The sequence below is a fragment of the Streptococcus suis genome (assembly GCF_019794615.1).
Lineage (GTDB): Bacteria > Bacillota > Bacilli > Lactobacillales > Streptococcaceae > Streptococcus > Streptococcus suis_AI.
Genome location: NZ_JAIMDU010000006.1, coordinates 20,325 through 37,731, shown reverse-complemented (window position 1 = coordinate 37,731; position 17,407 = coordinate 20,325). Strand labels below are relative to the sequence as shown.

Below are 17,407 nucleotides of genomic sequence, written 5' to 3'. Positions count from 1 at the left end.
TCTGCCCCTATGTCTTGAAAATGGTGCTATTTCAAGGTAAAATAAAGTGTTAGAAAGTCAAAGGTAACGTATATGAAAATGATTAAACAGTTTAAAAATAAAAAAGTATTAGTTTTGGGATTGGCGAAATCTGGGGAATCAGCTGCTCGTTTATTGGATAAATTGGGTGCGATTGTGACAGTAAATGATGGAAAACCATTTGATGAAAATCCTATGGCCCAATCATTGTTGGAAGAAGGGATTCGTGTCATTTGTGGAAGTCATCCTTTGGATTTACTGGATGAAGATTTTGCGCTTGTTGTGAAAAATCCAGGTATTCGCTATGATAATCCAATGGTTGAAAAGGCTTTGCAAAAAGGAATTCCTGTGTGGACTGAGGTTGAATTGGCTTATTTGATTTCAGAGGCTCCAATTGTCGGCATTACTGGCTCTAATGGTAAAACAACTACAACCACTATGATTGCTGAAGTCTTAAATGCTGGACACAAACCTGCTAAATTATGTGGGAATATTGGCTATCCCGCTTCATCTGTGGCACAGACAGCAACTAAGGACGATACTTTAGTCATGGAGTTGTCTTCTTTCCAACTAATGGGAACAGAATCGTTCAGACCTCATATTGCAGTACTGACAAATTTGATTGCAAGCCATATTGATTACCATGGGACTTTTGAAGACTATGTGGCTGCGAAATGGATGATTCAACGTCAAATGACAGAAGAGGATTTCATTGTCGTGAACGTCAATCAAGCTGAAATCAAAGAATTGGCTCTACAAACCAAAGCCAATGTTGTGCCATTTTCAACCTTGGAAGAGGTGGATGGTGCCTATTTAGCTGATGGAAAATTGTACTTCAAGGGTGAATATGTCATGGACGCAGATCAGCTGGGTGTCCCAGGAGCTCATAATATCGAAAATGCCTTGGCTACCATTGCAGTTGCCAAGATTTTGGGAGTAACGAATCAGGCGATTCAAGAGAGTTTGTCTGCATTTGGTGGTGTGAAACACCGCCTACAGTTTGTAGGTAAAATAAATGATGTGTCATTCTATAACGATAGCAAGTCTACCAATATATTAGCAACTCAAAAAGCTCTTTCAGGCTTTGATAATCAAAAGGTAGTACTGATTGCGGGCGGTTTGGATCGTGGCAATGAATTTGATGATTTAGTACCAGATCTTGTAGGCTTGAAGAAAATGGTTATCTTAGGTCAGTCAGCACCACGTGTGCAACGGGCTGCTGAAAAAGCTGGTGTTGACTATATCTCGGCTGATGAGATTGCGGATGCTACTCGTAAGGCCTTTAAAGTTGCTGAACCAGGGGATGTTGTTCTTTTGAGCCCAGCAAATGCAAGTTGGGATATGTATCCTAATTTTGAGGTTCGTGGCGATGTATTCCTACAAACCTATGAGGAGTTAAGTAAATAAAATATGAAAAAAATTGTTTTTACAGGTGGAGGAACAGTTGGACACGTGACGCTCAATCTTCTGTTAATGCCTCGTTTCATCAAAGATGGTTGGGAAGTGCATTATATTGGGGACCGAAATGGGATTGAGTATGAGCAAATTAAAAATTCTGGCTTAGATGTCCAATTTCATTCCATCGCTACTGGGAAATTGCGTCGCTATTTCTCTTTCCAAAATATGTTGGATGTATTCAAGGTTGGGTTTGGCATTCTTCAATCCATTGCGATTATTGCCAAAATTCGTCCTCAAGCTCTATTTTCAAAAGGTGGATTTGTTTCAGTACCACCAGTTATCGCAGCAAACTTGTTAAGAGTACCGGTCTTTATCCACGAATCTGATTTGTCGATGGGACTAGCCAATAAAATTGCCTATAAGTTTGCGACGACAATGTATAGTACCTTTGAGCAACCATCAGAACTGTCAAAAGTAAAACACGTGGGGGCAGTGACCAAGGTTGGGCAGCATACGGACAAGGTTACTCCAATCCAATTACCTGAAATTCTAAGCCATTTTGACAAACAATTGCCGACTTTATTATTTGTTGGTGGTTCTGGCGGAGCCAAGGTATTTAATAATTTAATCAGCCAGCATGCTAAGACATTGACAGAAGGTTTCAATATTATTAACCTGACTGGCGATGCACGACTCAACCAATTGGACAAACATATCTATCGTGTAGATTATGTTACGGAGCTTTATCAACCCTTGATGGATTTTGCGGATGTCGTGGTGACACGTGGTGGCTCCAATACCTTATTTGAATTGATTGCAATGAAAAAATTGCACCTCATCGTTCCACTCGGCCGTCAAGCAAGTCGAGGAGATCAGATTGAAAATGCTCTCTATGCGGAGAAAAAAGGTTATTCTCGACAAATTAGTGAGGAGCAATTTACAGTTGATACCTTGTTGTCTGAGGTGGGAGCTTTGCTAGAAAACAAAGACTTTTATATCCAAAATATGGAACAATCTACTGAAATACAATCAGTTGATAGTTTTTATCACTTGTTGATGGAAGATATAGGAAGGTAGATGAGGTATGGATGAAAAAGACCCGAAAGAGTTGGTAGAAAATAAGAATTCAGAGCCATCTCCTGATTTAGAATCCTCTGTTCCAACCATGGATGCCTCAGACGATGAAAAAAGTGCCTTCTTTGAACAATGGAAAGCACGACATCAAGCTTATTTGGAAGAGCATAAAATGGAAGAAGAATCTCCAATTATTGAGCAAGAAAATAATAAGACTTCTTTTTTAAAAAAAGGTAGAAAAGCTCGAAAGTTAGAAGATAGATCAGAAGGTATCGGTGATAGTAGTCGAAAAAGGATTGAGAAGAAAAAAGCCCCACTACCGAAAGGAACGTTATTGAGGGCAGTACCTGTGCTTTTGGTTAGTTGCGTGCTGTTGTTCTTATCAATTTACTTTATGAGCCCTTATAGTAAAAATAAGGTGGTTACTGTTGAAGGAAACGATCGACTAACTGCTCAACAGGTGGAAGATTTTAGTTTGATCTCACCAAATGATTATATTGTAACGATAGCACTGAATGCTACTAACTACGCAAGTAATATAAAAAAGTCAACTCCAGAAGTTTCAGAAGCGACAATTTCATTTTATTTTCCAAATAAATTCATCATTCGTATAAAAGAACATCCTGTCGTTGGCTATTTGGAAACTGGCAATCAATATTATCGAATTTTTTCAAATGGAGAAGTTGCAAGTGAAGGACTTTCAGCGGACCAACTACCCGAAACACATTTGCTCGTCAAACTAACAGACCTCGCATCAATAAAGATACTTGCTAAACAACTGGCTAACGTGGACACGCAAATTACTTCGAAAATTCAAGAAATTAGTTTAACTCCTACTAAAGCTACATCCGATTTGTTGACCTTGAAAATGTCAGATGGAAATACTATTTTGGTACCACTTAGTGAGATTGAAACGAAGTTGCCATATTATTCAAAAATTTCATTAGAAACAGTTGAGCCATCCGTTGTTGATATGGAAGTTGGAATTTTTAGATATGTCAGTTCTAGTCAGTAAAATTATGATAAAAATTTCATAGAAAAAGCCGTTAGAGACACTTTTTTTCTGGAAGATATGATATAATAAAAGATGACTAATTGCACTATTTTATAATTTGGAATTATGTTTGTTAAAGTTGAAAGTAAGAGAGGACGGAAAGAATGGTTAAAAGCGGCTTTTTTACGGGTTTAGATATTGGTACAAGCTCCGTTAAAGTCTTGGTTGCTGAATTTACAGAAAATGAAATGAATGTTATCGGCGTAAGCAATGTAAAAAGTGCTGGCGTTAAAGATGGCATTATTGTGAATATTGAAGTGGCAGCAGGTGCAATTAAGAAAGCACTCCAACAAGCAGAGGAAAAATCAGGTATTCGAATCGATAAAGTAAATGTTGGCCTACCAGCTAATCTATTGCAAATCGAACCAACTCAAGGAATGATTCCTGTTACTACGGATTCTCAAGAAATTACTGATTTAGATGTTGAAAATGTGGTGAAATCTGCATTGACAAAGAGTATGACGCCTGAACGTGAAGTTATTTCATTTATTCCAGAGGAATTTATTGTAGATGGTTTCCAAGGGATAAAAGATCCTCGTGGCATGATGGGTATTCGTTTGGAAATGCGTGGTATGCTTTACACAGGACCTCGTACCATTCTTCATAACCTACGTAAAACAGTTGAGCGTGCAGGTGTACAGGTTGAAAACATCGTCATTTCTCCACTTGCTCTGACTCGCTCTGTTTTAAATGAGGGTGAGCGCGAGTTTGGTGCGACAGTTATTGATCTCGGTGGTGGGCAAACTACAGTTGCTGTAATGCGTAATCAAGAATTACAATATACAAATATTTACCAAGAAGGTGGCGATTACATTACCAAAGATATTTCAAAAGTTTTGACAACATCACAAAGTATTGCTGAAAACTTGAAATATAATTACGGTATAGCAAACCCACAAGATGCGAGTGACAAAGAAAAATTCTCTGTGGAAGTTATTGGTGAAAACACACCTGTTGAAGTAACAGAGCGTTACTTATCAGAAGTTATTTCAGCTCGTCTTCGTCAAATTTTTGATCGAGTTAGACAAGACTTGGAACGTACAAGAGCACTTGATTTGCCAGGAGGAGTTGTCCTGGTAGGTGGCGGTGCTATTTTACCAGGTATTGCAGAATTGGCTCAAGAAGTGCTTGGTACTAATGCAAAATTATTTGTACCAAATCAAATTGGGATTCGTAATCCTGCTTTCGCAAGCGTGATTAGTTTGGTTGAGTATGTTGGTAACCTAGAGGAAGTAGAGAAAATTGCTCAACGAGCAGTGAATGGTGAAGTAAACTTGCGTCAAAAACCTGTTGATTTCACTGCTACACGACCTAGGGTAGTTCCCACAGTTCAACCAGAGGTGATTACACCTGTAGAACCTGAAATACGCGAGGAACGACCAATACCAAGCTATGAAGAGGAACAGGAAGAGACTGAATCTACTTCAAGAGGGAACTTTACAGATCGTATCCGTGGTTTGTTTGGAAGCATGTTTGAATAAGTAAAGAAAAGGTGATAAAAACTATGGCATTTTCATTTGAAGCAGCAGCAAGTCATGGTGCTGTCATTAAAGTAATTGGTGTCGGCGGTGGCGGTGGTAACGCCATTAACCGTATGATTGAAGAAGGTGTGGCTGGAGTTGAATTTATCGCAGCCAACACAGATGTACAAGCTTTGAGTAGTTCGAAAGCAGAAACAGTTATCCAATTGGGTCCAAAATTGACTCGAGGATTGGGTGCTGGGGGTCAGCCTGAAGTTGGCCGTAAAGCCGCAGAAGAAAGTGAAGAAGTATTGACCAACGTTTTAAGTGGTGCTGATATGGTCTTCATTACTGCTGGTATGGGCGGTGGATCTGGTACAGGTGCGGCTCCAGTAATTGCACGAATTGCTAAAAATCTTGGTGCGCTAACAGTTGCAGTTGTTACACGTCCTTTTGGATTTGAAGGGAATAAACGTGGCAATTTTGCTATTGAAGGGATCGATGGCCTTCGTGAACAAGTTGACACACTGTTAATCATCTCAAATAATAATCTCCTTGAGATTGTTGATAAGAAAACTCCACTTCTAGAAGCTTTGAGTGAAGCAGATAATGTTTTACGTCAAGGTGTTCAAGGGATTACTGATCTGATTACCAACCCTGGTTTGATCAACTTGGACTTTGCTGATGTGAAGACAGTGATGGAGAACAAAGGGAATGCCTTAATGGGTATTGGTATTGGTACAGGTGAAGATCGTGTAGTGGAGGCGGCTCGTAAAGCGATTTATTCACCACTTCTTGAAACAACAATTGATGGTGCTGAAGATGTTATTGTCAACGTAACAGGTGGTTATGATATGACATTGACAGAAGCTGAAGAAGCTTCAGAAATTGTGAATCAAGCTGCCGGTCAAGGCGTGAATATTTGGTTGGGAACTTCGATTGATGAAACCATGAAGGATGAAATCCGTGTTACAGTTGTTGCAACAGGTGTTCGTCAAGAAAAGTCAGAAAGAGCAAGTCGTCCACGTGTTACTGAGCATGTTGCACCGCGTCATTCACAACGTTTTGATTTGCCAAGTAGTTCAGCCCCTTCAGTGAGTCGTGGTTTATCACAACCTGAAACTCCTAAGGGTTCTGCTTTTGGTGAGTGGGACTTGCGTCGTGAAAACTTGATTCACCCTGCGGAAACAGAAGTGACTCCTACAGTTTCTGTTGAAAAATTTACGATGGAAGCTGATGAAGATGAGTTAGATACTCCACCATTTTTCAGAAATCGTTAAAATGAACTTACAAAAAAATAGAGATGATGTATTTGCTACTGTTGAACAAGCAGTAATAGAAGCACATCGACCTAGTCAATCGGTTAATGTTATAGCTGTCACAAAATATGTTGACAGCTCTATTGTTAGAGAATTGGTAAAAACTGGTATTCAACATATTGGTGAAAATCGCGTTGATAAATTTTTAGACAAGTATCATGCCTTATCCGATATCGACTTAACATGGCACTTGATTGGAACCTTACAGAGACGGAAAGTAAAGGATGTTATTCATTTTGTCGATTACTTTCATGCTTTAGATTCTATAAAATTGGCCGAAGAAATTAATAAACGCGCAGAGAAACCGATTAAATGCTTCTTACAATTGAATATTTCAGGTGAGCAAAGTAAACATGGTTTCTCTGTAGATGAATTAGAAGAGACAATTTCACAATTAATTCCTTTTGAAAAAGTGGAAGTTGTTGGTTTAATGACAATGGCACCTTTTGATGCTGATTCAAAAGAATTAAATAAAATTTTCTCAAAAATGAAAGAGATACAAGTAACACTATCAGCAAGAAATATACCGCATATGCCTTTTAATGAATTAAGTATGGGAATGAGCGGTGATTATGTAGAAGCAATACAGAATGGGGCAACATTTGTCCGCATAGGCTCGGCATTTTTTACTGAATAGGAGAAGAAGTAGGTATGGCACTTAAAGATACATTTAAAAATTTATTTAACTATTTCGAAGTAGAAGATGCTAATGAAGTAGAAGAGCAGCATCAAGCAAATTCTATTGGAAATGAGCGGCCAGCAATGCATGTTGCTGCCACAAAACCAGTTAACAAACCTGTTGAGAGACCATCTCGAGTTGAAACACGTAGTGAATCGAGTATGGGTAATGAATCTCGCTTGCAACGTCTGCATGATCGTCAACAAGAGCTGATGGCTCATAGTGATCAAGGGAACATTAAATCAACGATTGATATTAAGTTTCCAAAGCGTTATGAAGATGCTCCAGAAATGGTTAATCTCCTACTAGACAATGCAAGTATCCTAATTGATTTCCAATATATGTCAGAACAACAGGCACGTCGTTGCTTGGATTATTTGGATGGGGCTCGATCAGTTCTTTCTGGAAATTTAAAGAAAGTTTCAAATACCATGTGGTTACTGACACCTGTTAATGTGACAGTCCATATTGAGGAACTTCGAAATACAAATGTTGGTGCGAATCAAGATTCACAATTTGACTTTGATATGAAACGGTAACATTTATGCAATTTTTGATTTTTCTTATTTTAAAAATTGTAGAAATTTATTCATATCTTTTATTGGCATATGCATTATTAAGCTGGTTTCCAAATCTTTATGCAACTCCATTAGGTCGCTTAATTCAGTGGGCAGTTGCACCACTGTTAAAGCCCTTTAGACGGCTCAATCTACAATTCAAGGGATTGGATTGGACAGTTATGGTTGCAATGATTGCACTAAACATTGGAACACGGATACTGATTCGCATCCTGCTTTTGCTAGCTTAATCATGAAAAATGATAAACAAATAATGCAACATTTTGCCAAGGAAGAAAGGGAATTCGTTGAGAAAATAATGGATATGTGTCAGCAAGTTGAAGATACATATTCCTATAGATTAACGCACTTTCTACATCCCCGACAAGATGAAATTGTAACGAAAATTGCAAATTATTATCAGTTAAAGACCTTTTCAAGTCGTGATTTTTTATCTACTGAGCACTCACGTGTGATTATTGCTCCAAATTACTATGAATTAGATCCTCAGGATTTTAGGTTAACTGCCCTTGAATTATCTTTTTCAAGAAAATTTCATACTCTATCTCATTCTCAAGTATTAGGAACTTTTCTAAATCAATTGGGGATTAAAAGAGAATACTTGGGTGATATCATTGTCAATGAAGAACAGCTGTTGGTGTTATTAGATGAAAAGTTTGGACCGATTGCTCAACAGTCTGTCACCAAAATAGCTCGCGTTCCGGTCAAGGTAGAAGAAGTTTCGTGGCTGTCGGTTCAATTAATGAATCAACAGGACTGGCGCTCTAAGGACGTACTCGTTTCCAGTTTGAGACTGGACAAGTTGGTTGCTGTTGGATTTAATATCTCACGCTCCACAGCGAATAAGTTGATTGAAGCTGGACATGCAAAGTTGGATTATCTCCAAGTTGATCAACCTAGTCGAACAGTAGAAATTGGGCAATTGATTAGTGTGAGGAAATTCGGAAGAATTCGATTAAATGAATTTTTAGGTTTTTCTAAGCAAGGGAAGGTAAAATTAAAGTTAGACATTGTTAAAACTTAGGAGGAACTATGGCACTTACAGCACTAGAATTAAAAGATAAAACCTTTGCAACAAAATTCAGAGGTTATGATGCAGATGAAGTTGATGATTTTTTGGATATTGTAACCCGTGATTATGAGGACCTAATCCGTAAAAATCATGAACAAGAGTTGGAACTGAAAAATTTACGTGAGCGATTGGCCTATTTTGATGAAATGAAAGAATCGCTAAGCAAATCAGTTCTATTGGCTCAAGATACTGCTGAAAAAGTGAAAAAAGCTGCGGATGAGCAAGCAGCAAATATCATTAAACAAGCAGATTATGATGTTGCAACTTTATTGCATGAAGCGAAAGATAAGGCGAATGAAATTCTTCGTATTTCAACCGACAACGCTAAGCGAGTAGCTGTTGAAACAGAAGAATTGAAAAATAAAACTCGTATTTTCCATCAGCGGTTAAAATCTACAATTGAAAGCCAATTATCATTGGTGAATTCTCCTGAATGGGAAGATATTTTACGCCCAACTGCATCTTATCTACAAACAAGTGATGAAGCCTTCAGAGAAGTATTGGTAAAAGTTCTTGATGAGGAAGTTCCAGAAGAAGAGAATCACTTGGACTATACTATGCAACTTTCTGAAGAAGAGATTGCTGAGTTGACACGTCAGGCATCTGCTTTTGAAAATAATGAAACAATTGCCTTGTCAATTGATGAAGAATAAATGAGAGCAAAGACACTATCAATAGAAATATTTTTAGCGAGTAGGAGACGGTGGAAGCCCTACAATCCCTTTCTTGCGATAATCCCTTTGCATGATTTTTCCTGAAAGAAGTAGGGAAAGACGTCGGTTCACGTTACGAACGCTAGAGGGATAGGGGAAACTCTATCTGAACTAAGGTGGTACCACGAACTTTCGTCCTTATTTGGCGGGAGTTTTTTTATTTTTTATGATACGATTAGAACTGGTAAACAAAGATAATTTTGATCAGGTGCTAGATCTTGATGTGGCACCTAAAGATCAGCGCCGAGTGGCGTCAGTTGAATATTCATTAGCTCAGGCATGGCTGTATCGAGATAGTGACGTCCTATTTCCATATGCTGTTAAATCTGGACAGCTAACAGTGGGATTTCTCTTGTTGTCCTATCAGCCCATGGAAAACAGTTATTATATCTGGCGTTTGCTCATTGATCAGAAGTATCAAAATCAGGGCTTTGGCAAGGAGGTCATTCGGCAAGTGTTACAACGAGCTAGGGATGATCAGCAGTGCCATAAGGTTACCGTAAATTATGTGATCGGAAATCATAAAATGCGGTACATCTTAGAAAAATTTGGCTTTCAGCCAGTCGGTTTAGATGGTCAAGAAATGAAAATGGAATTAAATGTTAAATAAAGGAGTTATGATGAAACTAAAAGAAACCCTCAATTTGGGTAAAACAGCCTTTCCTATGCGCGCAGGTTTGCCAACACGCGAACCTGAATGGCAAAAAGCTTGGGATGAAGCAAACTTGTATGCGCGACGTCAAGAATTGAATGAAGGAAAACCGTCCTTTCACCTACACGATGGTCCTCCCTACGCAAACGGAAATATCCACGTTGGGCATGCCTTAAATAAAATTTCTAAAGATATCATTGTCCGTTCTAAATCGATGTCTGGTTTCCGAGCTCCTTACGTACCTGGTTGGGATACTCATGGTCTTCCAATTGAGCAAGTCTTGGCAAAACAAGGTGTTAAACGGAAAGAAATGGACTTGGTTGAATACCTTGAAATGTGTCGTGATTATGCCTTAAGTCAGGTAGATAAGCAACGTGATGACTTCAAGCGACTTGGTGTCTCTGCTGATTGGGAAAATCCATACATCACCTTGACGAAAGACTACGAAGCAGCTCAAATTCGTGTCTTCGGTGCTATGGCAGACAAGGGATATATCTACCGCGGTGCTAAGCCTGTCTACTGGTCATGGTCATCTGAATCTGCCCTTGCAGAAGCTGAAATCGAATACCATGACATTGACTCAACATCCCTTTACTATGCTAACAAGGTCAAAGATGGCAAAGGGGTGCTGGATTCAGATAGTTATATCGTTGTTTGGACAACTACACCATTTACCGTTACAGCTTCACGTGGATTGACAATGGGTGCAGATATTGATTATGTACTTGTTCACCCAGAAGGTTCTGACCGTAAGTATGTATTGGCAGAAGCCTTGGTTGATAGTTTGGCAGCCAAATTTGGTTGGGAATCCTTCGAAGTGATTTCAAAACACAAGGGTGCTGAGTTTGAATATATTGTCACAGAACACCCATGGGATTCTGAAGTGGATGAATTGGTCATCTTGGGTGATCATGTAACGACTGATTCAGGTACTGGTATTGTCCATACGGCTCCTGGTTTTGGTGAAGATGACTATAATGTCGGAATCAAATACAATTTAGAGGTGGCCGTAACTGTCAACGAACGTGGCTTGATGATGGAAAATGCTGGTCCTGATTTTGAAGGACAATTCTATGACAAGGTTGTTCCAACTGTAAAAGAAAAACTAGGAGACTTACTTCTTGCTAGTGAAGTGATTAATCACTCTTATCCATTTGACTGGCGGACCAAGAAACCAATTATCTGGCGTGCAGTACCACAGTGGTTTGCTTCTGTTTCTAAATTCCGTCAAGAAATTTTAGATCAAATCGAAGCAACAAACTTCATTCCAGGGTGGGGTAAAACACGTCTCTACAATATGATCCGTGACCGTGGTGACTGGGTCATCTCACGTCAGCGGGCTTGGGGTGTGCCACTTCCTATCTTCTATGCAGAAGATGGTACAGCAATCATGTCTAAGGAAGTGACGGACCACGTTGCAGCTCTCTTCGAAGAGCATGGTTCAATCATCTGGTGGAAATCAGAAGCTAAAGACCTTCTTCCAGCTGGTTTCACTCATCCAGGTTCACCAAATGGCGAATTTACCAAAGAAACAGATATCATGGACGTATGGTTTGATTCTGGTTCATCTTGGAATGGTGTCATGAACGCTCGTGAAAACCTTGCCTATCCAGCAGACCTTTATCTTGAAGGATCTGACCAATACCGTGGCTGGTTTAACTCTTCCTTAATCACCTCTGTAGCAGTCAATGGTCATGCGCCATATAAAGCAGTATTATCACAAGGATTTGTCCTAGATGGTAAAGGCTTGAAGATGTCTAAATCACTTGGTAATACGATTTTACCAAGTGATGTTGAAAAACAATTTGGTGCAGAAATTTTGCGTTTGTGGGTGACTTCAGTTGATACGTCAAATGATGTCCGTGTATCAATGGAAATTCTTGGACAAGTTTCTGAAACTTACAGGAAAATTCGCAACACCCTCCGATTCTTGATTGCTAATACCTCTGATTTCAATCCTGCAAGCGATGCGGTAGCTTATGACGAGCTTCGCTCAGTTGACCAATACCTCTTGGTGAAATTCAACAAACTGGTAGCACAAATCCGTGATGCCTACGATAGCTATGATTTCATGGCCATCTACAAGTCTGTGGTAAACTTTGTCACGCTTGACTTGTCAGCCTTCTACTTGGATTTTGCCAAGGACGTGGTCTACATTGATGGTGCGAAATCCTTGTCTCGCCGCCAGATGCAAACTGTTTTCTATGACATCTTGGTGAAAATTACCAAGCTCTTGACCCCAATCTTGCCACATACCGCAGAAGAAATCTGGTCATATTTGGAACACGAACCAGAAGAGTTTGTACAATTGGCGGAAATGCCAGAGGTAGAAGCCTTTACCAATGATGCGCAGTTGTTGGCTGACTGGGAAAAGGTTATGGTCTTCCGTACTCAGGCACAAAAAGCCTTGGAAGAAGCGCGTAATGCAAAAGTGATTGGTAAGTCACTTGAAGCGCATTTGACAGCCTATGTCTCAGCTGAAACCAAGTCATTCTTGGAAGGCTTAAATGCTGACCTTGCTCAACTTTTGATTGTATCTGATTTGACAGTTACCACCGAAGCTGCTCCAGCATCTGCGGTAGTAGTTGATGATCTTGCATTTACTGTTGTACGTGCCACTGGTGAAGTTTGTGATCGTTGCCGTCGCATTGATACAAGTGTTGTAGAGCGTAGCTATGGTGCAACAATCTGTGACCACTGTGCAAGCGTAGTAGAAGAAAACTTTGCGGAAGCAGTAGCTCAAGGTTTTGAAGCATAAGTATAAAAGTCTATCTATTTTTGGATAGGCTTTTTTTCAAAAAAAAAAGAAGCCATGAGCTTCTTATTCTTCAGTAATGATTGGGATAGACATTTCAATTAGACGATCTGTATGAATCGTTTGAATGGCAGCCTGATTTATTGTTCGTTCATCAATTTTCCGGCGTAGGAAAAATTCGCGAATTTTATTGACTTCCGATGGTTGGATAGCACGATATTTATTTCTAATAAGGAGCTCGTAGTGGTGAGGAGCTTGTGTGAAAATGACATCGGTGTTTCCTGCAGAATAGGTTTCTACCAGGAAGGCATCGGTATTGGCTAATTGATTTTGCACTAATTGAGAATGACTATTCGTCGTATTGATAATCTTCATGCGAAACTTCCTCCGTCTCTTTGGCTACATTATAGCACTCTTGGATTTATTTATCTAGTCTTTTTTGAGCTAATTCTAGCTTTTTCCATTGTTCGATCCCCCATTTGTGGCTACCGCGTTTTAGTTTGTTGATGGCCTCTTCAACAGGAAACCAAGCAATGTGATTGAAATCTTCTAGTGGTGCCCCGACTTGCTTGTATCTGGTAACTTGATAGATATAAGCTGGGTTATAAAAATGAGTATCGCGATGGTTAGAGTAAAAGTATTCATCGGCTTGACCAAAATATTGTCCGATTTCAGCGGTAAAGCCTAATTCTTCTATCAATTCTCTTTCAAGTGCTGATAGATGATTTTCCCCTTCCTCGATTTCTCCGCCTGGGAGGAACCAGGCACCATTTGGGGCTTGAACCAGTACAATTTTTTCTAAATTTTCATCAGGAATGACAGCGTATACACCATAACGGTTGGTATAGTTTACACCATTCTTTTTTTCGCCAAAAATTGCACTTGTCATTTGTTTCTCCTTCAAATAGGGACTTTCTAATATTATACCATTTTAGCCTAAATTTTTCTTATATAATAGTTGGAATTTTTTGAATTTTATGTGTGAGTGAAAAAGAGCGGGGCAACCTAGCCGGATGCCTCCGCTAACATATTTTATTTTTCTTTTGGCGTTTGAGCTTTGATTTGGATGGTGCCTTTATTGGTCATGACAGCTCGTAAATCTTTCTCATTAGGATTCTCTAGATAGAAATCGGTAATGGCATCTTCAATTTGGTCTTGAATGGTCCTGCGAAGGGGACGTGCACCCATTTTAGGATCGTAACCAAGATCAACTAATTTTTCCTTTACTTTATCGGTCACATGTAGTCGAATACCATTTGTAGATAAGCGACGGTTGACGTCTTCCAGCATGAGACTGACAATTTGGAGCAGATTTTCTTTTGATAGTGGTTGGAATTCAATAATTCCATCGAAGCGGTTCATAAATTCAGGAGTGAAGAAATTACCGAGTTGACCAAGAACAGATTGTGTACGACCTTCCATAGTAGCACCAAATCCAACACTAGCTTCAACCTTGCCTGTACCAGCATTTGAAGTCATAATGATAATGGTATCTTTGAAGCTGACTGTTCGTCCTTGTCCATCTGTCAGTCGACCATCATCAAGAACCTGTAGGAACATGTGCATCACGTCTGGATGCGCCTTTTCAACTTCATCAAGGAGAATAAGTGAGTATGGATTGCGACGGACTTTCTCTGTTAGTTGGCCAGCTTCTTCATACCCCACATATCCAGGAGGGGCACCGACTAGTTTTGCAACTGCGTGTTTTTCCATATATTCAGACATATCAAATCGAATCATGCTGTCCGCTGAACCGAAGAGCTCAATGGCTAATTGTTTTGATAATTCTGTTTTACCGACGCCAGTAGGTCCTACGAATAAGAAGGAACCAATTGGACGATTTGGTGCTCCAAGTCCTACACGATTGCGACGGATTGCTTTTGCAATCTTGTCAACAGCATCGTCTTGTCCAATGACATGCGCTTTGAGATCACTTGCCAAATGTATCAATTGAGACTGTTCTTTTTCTTTCAGCTCGCCAACGGGGATATTTGTTTTTTGTTCAATGATGGCTTCGATTTCTTTTTCGGTAATGAGAGGAATATCCTCTTCACTAATCGTTGCCTTTTGCATTTCTTTATATTTAGCAATTTGGTCACGATAATAGGCAGCTTTTTCGTAATCTTCATCACGAGTTGCTTGTTCTTTACGATTTTCGGCATCAATTAACCGTTGGTCAATTTCTTTAGGATCCACGAAGTTCAAGGTTAAGTTCATTTTTGACCCAGCTTCGTCTAGCAAATCAATCGCTTTGTCAGGTAAGAATCGGTCTTGAATATAGCGGTTGGATAATACGGCCGCAGCTTCAATGGCCTCAGGGGAATATTTTACATGGTGGTAGTCTTGGTATTTATTCTGAATACCTTTTAAGATAGTGATTGTTTCTTCAACACTTGGTTCGTCAACTTTTACAGGTTGCATCCGACGTTCAAGAGCTGCATCTTTTTCAATAATGCGGTATTCATTTAAAGTAGTAGCACCGACCAGTTGCATTTCACCACGAGCGAGGGCGGGTTTTAGAATATTGCCCGCATCCATGTTTCCATCTCCTGCAGAACCAGCTCCGACAATCTCATGAATTTCATCAATGAAGAGAATAACTTCACGTCGGTTCCGAATTTCTTCCATGAGTTTTTGCATGCGTTCTTCAAATTGACCTCGGATTCCTGTTCCTTGAACAAGGCTGACAACGTCTAATCGAATGACTTCTTTGTTTTGAAGTTTATGTGGAACGTCCCCGTCTACAATTTTTTGTGCTAGTCCTTCAACGACTGCAGTTTTACCAACACCGGGCTCACCGATAAGAACGGGGTTGTTTTTAGTGCGACGGTTCAAAATTTCAATCACCCGAGTGATTTCTTGATCGCGTCCGATAACGGGGTCAATATCTCCACGTCGTGCAATCTCAGTAACATTAATCCCAAATTCTTCCAGCAATCCATTTGGTTGCGGGACTGTTTGGGTTCGACCAGCATTTGGTTGATTGAATCGACCACCACCGTTGCCTCCGCCTGCTTGAGTAGGAGGTGTTTGATCACGATTCTTACCAGCTGGGGTATTACCAGGGTAACCACCTAAATGATTGAAAAATTCACTAAATGGATCCATATTGTTTGGATTCGTTAAGTCCCCTAAGCCACGTAAAATAGCATTATTTGGATCTGTTTTCATAATTTGATAACAATTATGGCAAAGGTCAACTTGCTGTTGTTTGCCATTCATATTTGTATAGAGATGAATGGTAGCATCATTTATTTTACAGTTTGTACAGAGCATTCAATTACCTCTTTTCTAATAGTAACATTACAAAACTCTGTGAAAATTAATCTCATTTTTTCCTACTCGAATGCTAGAATATTGTGTATCGATTGAATCACATACAATTGCGCATTCAGATGAATTTCCACGAAGTAAGGTCCTTATTGAATAGTCAATAAAGGTCAGTTCTGTTTTAATTATATCAAGTTTTGGAGAAAATGCAAGAAACTGATATGCATTCTAGTATTTCTTTTTACGAAAAATTGGGGGAAGAAAATTACGTAAAAATAAGACTTTTTCACAAAATTATGGTAGAATATTCCTATATTAAGAAGAGGAGAATGAATATGGAATCACATTTGGTGAGAATTATCAATCGTCTTGAAGCCATGGCCAGTGATGGTGGTACCTTGAAACGTAATTTTGAACGTGATGGTGTTGTTGTTGCAGAAGTTGCCTACAGCTATGACGAAGAAAATGGTTCAGTATTTACCCTACGTGATGTTGCTGCTCGTGAGACGTATACGTTTGACAGCATTGACTTGATTGCAATGGAAATTTACGAACTGTTGTACTAAACACAGGATAGTTAAAAGCGCCAAGGGTGCTTTTTCTTTTGTGAATAATTAGTCTAGGTAGTTGCATATTTATTCGAAAATGTTATAATGTAGTATACGTCTTTTGAGGAGTGGAGATATGAATTTTTCTTTTTTGCCTGATTACTGGGCTTATTTTAATTATGGTGTATTAGTTACCCTTATTATCGCTGTATTTGTTGTTGCTTTTGGTAGTATTTTGGGTGTATTATTGGCTTTTGCACAACGGAGTAAATATAAATTACTTGTTTGGTTTGCTAATATTTATGTGTGGATTTTCCGTGGGACTCCAATGGTTGTACAGATTATGATTGGTTTTACCATGACTCATTTAGTTGCTCCAACTTTTCAGTTAGGTATTTTATCTGTAGATTTGTCTCGCCTGATTCCGGGGATGGTTATTCTATCAATGAACTCAGGTGCTTATGTATCTGAAATAGTACGTGCGGGGATTAATGCTGTTCCGAAGGGACAATTGGAGGCAGCCTACTCACTCGGTATCCGTCCTCGTCAAGCGATGCGCTATGTCATCATGCCTCAAGCTATCAAGAATATCCTACCTGCCTTGGGGAATGAATTTGTAACAATCGTAAAAGATAGTTCCCTTTTATCAACAATCGGCGTTGTTGAATTGTGGAATGGAGCGACTACGGTCTCTGCGTCAACTTACATTACAACGGAGCCTTTGTTATTTGCAGCCTTCTATTATTTGATTGTGACAAGTGTGTTAACGTTGGGCATCCAATACTTTGAGAAAAAAATGAATAAGGGGGGACATTGA

Annotated in this window: 16 protein-coding genes and 1 pseudogene; 14 read left to right on the top strand and 3 right to left on the bottom strand. The window is 39.4% G+C overall.

Features of this window, described 5'->3' with window-relative positions; all coding sequences use genetic code 11:
- Positions 1 to 72: 72 nt before the first annotated feature.
- From murD to ileS, 12 genes and pseudogenes are all read left to right on the top strand, one after another.
- Complete coding sequence (murD, locus tag K6V43_RS02840) at positions 73 to 1,425, top strand: UDP-N-acetylmuramoyl-L-alanine--D-glutamate ligase (protein ID WP_222381536.1); 1,353 nt, start codon at positions 73 to 75, stop codon at positions 1,423 to 1,425.
- A 3-nt stretch (positions 1,426 to 1,428) separates the two neighbouring features.
- A complete protein-coding gene (locus tag K6V43_RS02835; protein WP_222381535.1) occupies positions 1,429 to 2,493 on the top strand; it encodes a UDP-N-acetylglucosamine--N-acetylmuramyl-(pentapeptide) pyrophosphoryl-undecaprenol N-acetylglucosamine transferase in 1,065 nt (354 codons plus the stop codon).
- A gap of 7 nt (positions 2,494 to 2,500) precedes the next feature.
- On the top strand, positions 2,501 to 3,505 hold the full coding sequence (locus tag K6V43_RS02830; protein ID WP_172007297.1) for a cell division protein FtsQ/DivIB: 1,005 nt from the start codon (positions 2,501 to 2,503) through the stop codon (positions 3,503 to 3,505).
- Positions 3,506 to 3,648: 143 nt separating this feature from the next.
- Positions 3,649 to 5,025 carry a cell division protein FtsA gene (gene ftsA / locus K6V43_RS02825; RefSeq protein ID WP_222381534.1) on the top strand — a complete coding sequence of 459 codons (1,377 nt, stop codon included), beginning with the start codon at positions 3,649 to 3,651 and terminating at the stop codon, positions 5,023 to 5,025.
- Positions 5,026 to 5,048: 23 nt separating this feature from the next.
- Positions 5,049 to 6,075, top strand: a pseudogene (gene ftsZ, locus K6V43_RS02820) (cell division protein FtsZ); the annotation flags it as partial.
- Positions 6,076 to 6,285: 210 nt separating this feature from the next.
- The gene (locus K6V43_RS02815) at positions 6,286 to 6,960 is read left to right on the top strand and encodes a YggS family pyridoxal phosphate-dependent enzyme (RefSeq protein WP_024403470.1); all 675 of its coding nucleotides are present in this window, start codon (positions 6,286 to 6,288) and stop codon (positions 6,958 to 6,960) included.
- 14 nt (positions 6,961 to 6,974) lie between these two features.
- Positions 6,975 to 7,541 carry a cell division protein SepF gene (gene sepF, locus K6V43_RS02810; protein WP_024403469.1) on the top strand — a complete coding sequence of 189 codons (567 nt, stop codon included), beginning with the start codon at positions 6,975 to 6,977 and terminating at the stop codon, positions 7,539 to 7,541.
- A gap of 5 nt (positions 7,542 to 7,546) precedes the next feature.
- A complete protein-coding gene (locus K6V43_RS02805) occupies positions 7,547 to 7,810 on the top strand; it encodes a YggT family protein (RefSeq protein ID WP_222381533.1) in 264 nt (87 codons plus the stop codon).
- Between the two features lie 2 nt (positions 7,811 to 7,812).
- Positions 7,813 to 8,604 (top strand): YlmH/Sll1252 family protein, encoded by a 792-nt coding sequence (locus tag K6V43_RS02800; RefSeq protein ID WP_222381532.1) that lies wholly within the window; start codon positions 7,813 to 7,815, stop codon positions 8,602 to 8,604.
- An 8-nt stretch (positions 8,605 to 8,612) separates the two neighbouring features.
- Entirely contained in the window at positions 8,613 to 9,305 is a 693-nt protein-coding gene (locus K6V43_RS02795; protein WP_172007300.1) for a DivIVA domain-containing protein, read from the top strand.
- A gap of 226 nt (positions 9,306 to 9,531) precedes the next feature.
- Positions 9,532 to 9,975: a GNAT family N-acetyltransferase gene (locus tag K6V43_RS02790; RefSeq protein WP_222381530.1), complete on the top strand. Its 444-nt coding sequence runs from the start codon at positions 9,532 to 9,534 to the stop codon at positions 9,973 to 9,975.
- Positions 9,976 to 9,985: 10 nt separating this feature from the next.
- Complete coding sequence (ileS, locus tag K6V43_RS02785; protein WP_222381528.1) at positions 9,986 to 12,775, top strand: isoleucine--tRNA ligase; 2,790 nt, start codon at positions 9,986 to 9,988, stop codon at positions 12,773 to 12,775.
- A gap of 63 nt (positions 12,776 to 12,838) precedes the next feature.
- On the opposite strand, the gene K6V43_RS02780 is transcribed toward ileS, so the two are convergent.
- From K6V43_RS02780 to K6V43_RS02770, 3 genes are all read right to left on the bottom strand, one after another.
- Entirely contained in the window at positions 12,839 to 13,147 is a 309-nt protein-coding gene (locus K6V43_RS02780; protein WP_222381526.1) for a DUF1827 family protein, read from the bottom strand.
- A gap of 46 nt (positions 13,148 to 13,193) precedes the next feature.
- Entirely contained in the window at positions 13,194 to 13,661 is a 468-nt protein-coding gene (locus K6V43_RS02775) for an NUDIX hydrolase (protein ID WP_222381524.1), read from the bottom strand.
- 143 nt (positions 13,662 to 13,804) lie between these two features.
- A complete protein-coding gene (locus tag K6V43_RS02770; protein WP_024396911.1) occupies positions 13,805 to 16,048 on the bottom strand; it encodes an ATP-dependent Clp protease ATP-binding subunit in 2,244 nt (747 codons plus the stop codon).
- A 329-nt stretch (positions 16,049 to 16,377) separates the two neighbouring features.
- Between K6V43_RS02770 and K6V43_RS02765 the strand changes: the two genes are divergently transcribed.
- Both K6V43_RS02765 and K6V43_RS02760 read left to right on the top strand, forming a co-directional pair.
- Positions 16,378 to 16,608: a DUF1797 family protein gene (locus K6V43_RS02765; RefSeq protein ID WP_024392448.1), complete on the top strand. Its 231-nt coding sequence runs from the start codon at positions 16,378 to 16,380 to the stop codon at positions 16,606 to 16,608.
- 118 nt (positions 16,609 to 16,726) lie between these two features.
- Positions 16,727 to 17,407 carry an amino acid ABC transporter permease gene (locus tag K6V43_RS02760; RefSeq protein WP_222381522.1) on the top strand — a complete coding sequence of 227 codons (681 nt, stop codon included), beginning with the start codon at positions 16,727 to 16,729 and terminating at the stop codon, positions 17,405 to 17,407.

What these genes read in the sequence shown, in the direction of transcription:
- K6V43_RS02835 (WP_222381535.1), top strand. Translation starts at nt 1,429, where the DNA reads ATGAAAAAAATTGTTTTTACAGGTGGAGGAACAGTTGGACACGTGACG.
- K6V43_RS02790 (WP_222381530.1), top strand. Translation starts at nt 9,532, where the DNA reads ATGATACGATTAGAACTGGTAAACAAAGATAATTTTGATCAGGTGCTA.
- K6V43_RS02830 (WP_172007297.1), top strand. Translation starts at nt 2,501, where the DNA reads ATGGATGAAAAAGACCCGAAAGAGTTGGTAGAAAATAAGAATTCAGAG.
- ileS (WP_222381528.1), top strand. Translation starts at nt 9,986, where the DNA reads ATGAAACTAAAAGAAACCCTCAATTTGGGTAAAACAGCCTTTCCTATG.
- sepF (WP_024403469.1), top strand. Translation starts at nt 6,975, where the DNA reads ATGGCACTTAAAGATACATTTAAAAATTTATTTAACTATTTCGAAGTA.
- K6V43_RS02760 (WP_222381522.1), top strand. Translation starts at nt 16,727, where the DNA reads ATGAATTTTTCTTTTTTGCCTGATTACTGGGCTTATTTTAATTATGGT.
- K6V43_RS02770 (WP_024396911.1), bottom strand. Translation starts at nt 16,048, where the DNA reads ATGCTCTGTACAAACTGTAAAATAAATGATGCTACCATTCATCTCTAT.
- K6V43_RS02780 (WP_222381526.1), bottom strand. Translation starts at nt 13,147, where the DNA reads ATGAAGATTATCAATACGACGAATAGTCATTCTCAATTAGTGCAAAAT.
- K6V43_RS02775 (WP_222381524.1), bottom strand. Translation starts at nt 13,661, where the DNA reads ATGACAAGTGCAATTTTTGGCGAAAAAAAGAATGGTGTAAACTATACC.
- K6V43_RS02815 (WP_024403470.1), top strand. Translation starts at nt 6,286, where the DNA reads ATGAACTTACAAAAAAATAGAGATGATGTATTTGCTACTGTTGAACAA.
- murD (WP_222381536.1), top strand. Translation starts at nt 73, where the DNA reads ATGAAAATGATTAAACAGTTTAAAAATAAAAAAGTATTAGTTTTGGGA.
- K6V43_RS02765 (WP_024392448.1), top strand. Translation starts at nt 16,378, where the DNA reads ATGGAATCACATTTGGTGAGAATTATCAATCGTCTTGAAGCCATGGCC.
- K6V43_RS02795 (WP_172007300.1), top strand. Translation starts at nt 8,613, where the DNA reads ATGGCACTTACAGCACTAGAATTAAAAGATAAAACCTTTGCAACAAAA.
- K6V43_RS02805 (WP_222381533.1), top strand. Translation starts at nt 7,547, where the DNA reads ATGCAATTTTTGATTTTTCTTATTTTAAAAATTGTAGAAATTTATTCA.
- ftsA (WP_222381534.1), top strand. Translation starts at nt 3,649, where the DNA reads ATGGTTAAAAGCGGCTTTTTTACGGGTTTAGATATTGGTACAAGCTCC.
- K6V43_RS02800 (WP_222381532.1), top strand. Translation starts at nt 7,813, where the DNA reads ATGAAAAATGATAAACAAATAATGCAACATTTTGCCAAGGAAGAAAGG.